Source organism: Methanocalculus sp. (assembly GCF_029762515.1).
In the GTDB taxonomy this organism is placed as follows: domain Archaea; phylum Halobacteriota; class Methanomicrobia; order Methanomicrobiales; family Methanocorpusculaceae; genus Methanocalculus.
On record NZ_JARVGN010000211.1, the window covers coordinates 1 to 4036 of the forward strand.

Sequence of the window (4036 nt, forward strand, 5' to 3'; positions counted from 1 at the left end):
TTGCCAGGAGAGAGCGGGCCAAACGAATATATCCGTCTGCTTCCTCCTGTTTATTCGGCTCAGGCTCCCTTTTCCAGATTTCCATTAGATCTCAGTCCGGATTTTCCATATTCTTCGTCTGTTCCCTTCATCTTATTGGTTTTTTCAATGAGATTAGTATGTTGATGCTGTTCTCCATATAGAGGAGGTAGAAAGAATATAAATAGAAGACGACGATCGCAACGACCGAACTGTAATACCATACCATAAACTCTTTGTGGGATTTTTCACACAAGTTTTATATAGAGAAATGAAGAGGATTACATTGTAGGTGTATCTATGTCAATCAGCACATTTGCATCGGGATCCTTCGCATATGCACAGGAGGCTGTGTGGGGGAAATGGAAGCAGTGGATACTGCTTGTGGTAGCGTACCTGATTTCAACATTTACTCTGTTCCTGATACCCGTCTTCAATGGGTATATCGTTTCAATCCTGTCAGGGAAAACCCCTGCACCTGAAGTTGAGAACTGGGGTAAACTCTTTGTTGACGGATGGAAACTGAACATCATCGCTCTGATTTACATGATCCCGGTGATCATTGTCCTGATCATCTTTGGCGCAGCGACCCTCCCATTTGTAATAACCGGAGCAGCAATGGGGGATATGACCGGAGTTGTACCGGATCAGGCAATTATAGGCGCCATTGGCGAACTTATGGCAGGTTTCATGATAGCATTTGTCATCGGGATCATCATCTCATTGATCGCCTATACAGGAGTGGTGAGATTTGCCAAAACCGGAAGTATCAGCGAAGCGTTCAACTTCGGAGGCATATTCGGGCATATCGGTAAGATCGGCTGGCTTGATTACATCTTTGCCGTCATCGCCCTCTGGGTGATCATCGCCGTCTTCGCATTCATCATCGGCATCCTGAGTGCAATTCCTCTTATTGGCTGGCTCATCAGCCTCTTCCTCGGACCCCCGCTCTCCATCTTCACCTGGAGATATGTGACAATGCTGTACGAGAGTGTTCCGGCATAAATCTCTTTCCTTCTTTTTTTCAAGTGGATATCCGGGATTCAGGCATGCAGCAGAGGAGAGAGCTTTTCGCTCTTCACCCCAAATAGAAAGGCATGCAATTCTCCTTCTCAGACAGATATACAAACACCCCAAAATCCTTTCTGAACGAGTTATTCAGGGTATCCCGCGACCCATCAATCATCTCATTTGCAGGCGGGCTGCCCGATACCAATCTCATCGATCTTGATGGAATCAGGGCAGCTGCCTCCACTGTTTTCGAGGAAAAAGGACGAACAGCCCTCCAGTATACAACCACTGACGGGTACCTGCCGCTCCGGGAGTACATTGCAGAGCGTTATCAAAAGCGGCTTGGAATTCCGGCAAGCCCGGAAGAGATCCAGATAGTAAACGGCTCCCAGCAGTGTCTTGACATCATCGGGAAGATCTTCATATCAAAAGGAACGCATATCGGGATGGAATCACCTGGATATCTCGGTGCAATCGATGCCTTCTCTCTCTATGAACCACAAATCCACACCGTCCCCCTCATCGAAGGCGGTCCTGATCCCGATTCTTTTCAGGAGCTGATTGAGACCCGGCAACCCTCCTTCTTCTATGGGATTCCCAACTCCCAGAACCCATCCGGAACCAGTTACTCAAAAGATCGGAGAAAAGAACTGGCTGAGATACTGAGAGGTTCAGATTGTGCCTTCTTTGAGGATGATGCGTTTGGAGAGCTCTTCTTTGATGGGAAACCCCGCCTTCCAATGAAGCACTATCTCCCGGATCAGACGATTCTCTCGGGATCATTCTCAAAGATCATTGCACCGGGACTTCGTATTGGGTGGATCCATGCACCTGCTCCGGTTCTTGAGCGGTTCAATCATGCAAAACAGGCAGCCGATCTCCATTCCAATCTTCTCTCCCAGATGATTCTTCACGAGTACCTTCGGAGAAACGATCTTGATCATCATATCAGACAGATAACCCGCGTATATAAGGAGAAATGCAGGCATATCTGTGAGCATCTCGATTCTCTCGGGCTTGCCCATACCGAGCCCGCGGGTGGCATGTTCCTGATGGCAACACTGCCGGAAGGACTCTCCTCAATGAAGCTCTTTTCAGAAGGAGTGAAGGCAGGGGTCGCCATCCTCCCGGGGGTCCCATTTTATCCCGAAGGAGGTGGAGAAGACACCATCAGGATCAACTTCTCAAGCCCCTCGATTGATGAGATCGATTGCGGTATGGAACGGCTTGGAGCAGCGCTCAGCGCTCTCTGAAGCCGGGTTACCAAAGGTAAAATTCACGGGAGATAGCGCCTGATCCCCGCAGACTGGAAGAGAATGACCGCCGATACACCGAGTACCACAAGGAAGATCACGGTGAATGCCTCCTCCGGCGCATAGATCGTCAGGGCGGCCCCGGCAACAATCGGACCCACTGCCCCGGCTATGCTCTGTACCGTATGCAGGAAGGCACTCGCTGTTGCAGTATTTCCCGGTGGTGCCGAGGCAACTGCGATCATGTTATCAATAGTGAGCAGAATTGACATGCCGGCGGAGAAGATCATCCAGATACAGGCGATAAGAAGCGGCGTTTTCGGGAAGAGGAAGAAGATACCGCATCCGATGAGCAGAAATACCGATCCGAGAATGAAAGGAATAACAACCCCTTTTTTCGCGACAATATAACCGGCAAGGGGACCTGAGATCATATCTGTCAGGGATCCCGGCATCAGGAGAATTCCCACATAAATTGCAGAGAGGGCAAGACCGGCAGGAGATGAGATCAGGTAGGGCATCACCTGAAGAAGGATGAAGAATGAGAAGACGACAAGGAAGGCATTGATTGTGATTGCCGGGAATGGGGCTTCACGTATCATCCCCAGATCGAGGAGTGGGGAGAGCGTCTTTCTCTCATGCCTGAGAAACAGTGACAGGCAGGTGAGTGATATGAGCGTTGTAATCCAGACGGGAAGAGAGGTGATGCCATCAAGTCCAAGCCACGTTATCGCGAGCATCCCTGAGAGGATCGAAAGCGCAAAGAGCACCATACCAATGAGATCGATTGCTGCTTTCTTCCGCTCTCCATGATCAGGGATGATAAACCATGCCGAGATGATCAGGAGAAGAACGATCGGCATCATCACCAAAAAACAGGCACGCCATCCGATATGCTCGATAATAAACGCCCCTGACATGATACCGACAAAACTCCCCGCTCCATAGGTTGCAGCAAGAACCCCGATTGCGGTTGCCACCCATTCCACCGGTGTCTCCTCTGCAACGAGTGCATATGCAAGCGGTGCAACCGCAAGCCCGAGTCCCTGAAGCATACGGGAGAAGAGGAGGGTTGGCATATCAGGTGCATATCCGGCAAGCGCGATACCTGCACCATAGACGATCAGGCACGCAAGAACAATCCGGCGCTTACCGAGTATATCACCAAGAGATCCGATTGCAAGGAGGAGAACAGCACCCACAAGCATCACAGCGGGGAGTATCCAGGCGATGATAACAGAAGAAACACCAAATTCATCTTCAATCCCCGGAAACGCAGCGATGATCATCGCTTCTGTTGCCATCACTGTTGCAATGATGAGACCAAGGAGGATTAAAAGACGGTGATAGCGTTTCAGCCCGAACATGAGAGTGATCATATCAACCCTGAAAACCATGAATCTATATGGATCATAAGGCTCCCGTATCCCACCGCGATGCCTGGAACGCTGAGTACCGGGTACGGGGGAAACTCTATGGCGGAGCGCCGTTTCCACTCCCGGATCTATCAGAAGGGAGCCGGGTACTTGATATCGGGTGCGGCAATGGAAAACACCTCCATCCAATGGAGGCGCGTGGATGGAAAGTTATCGGAATCGATCATGCAGAAGAGGCAATCCGTCTCTGTCAGGATAGATCTCTTCTGTTCATAGGGGATGCCTGCAGACTTCCCTTCAAGGACCGGTCGTTTGATGCGATCATCGGAATCCATATCCTCGGACATCTCACGGAGCAGATGCGTTCCCTGCTGATCA

The 4036-nt window shown here is 50.2% G+C and carries 4 protein-coding genes; 3 read left to right on the plus strand and 1 reads right to left on the minus strand.

Going from position 1 to position 4036, the window contains the following annotated elements; all coding sequences use genetic code 11:
* Positions 1–318 precede the first annotated feature (318 nt).
* The gene (locus QCH34_RS08160) at positions 319–1023 is read left to right on the plus strand and encodes a DUF4013 domain-containing protein (RefSeq protein ID WP_300332703.1); all 705 of its coding nucleotides are present in this window, start codon (positions 319–321) and stop codon (positions 1021–1023) included.
* Between the two features lie 92 nt (positions 1024–1115).
* A complete protein-coding gene (locus tag QCH34_RS08165) occupies positions 1116–2282 on the plus strand; it encodes a PLP-dependent aminotransferase family protein (protein ID WP_300332705.1) in 1167 nt (388 codons plus the stop codon).
* 23 nt (positions 2283–2305) lie between these two features.
* Here QCH34_RS08165 and QCH34_RS08170 read toward each other — a convergent pair whose 3' ends face one another.
* Positions 2306–3679, minus strand: coding sequence for an MFS transporter (locus QCH34_RS08170; protein WP_300332708.1), 1374 nt, complete (start codon positions 3677–3679; stop codon positions 2306–2308).
* Between the two features lie 8 nt (positions 3680–3687).
* Between QCH34_RS08170 and QCH34_RS08175 the strand changes: the two genes are divergently transcribed.
* A partial coding sequence (locus tag QCH34_RS08175) for a class I SAM-dependent methyltransferase (protein WP_300332712.1) occupies positions 3688–4036 on the plus strand: 349 nt, incomplete at its 3' end.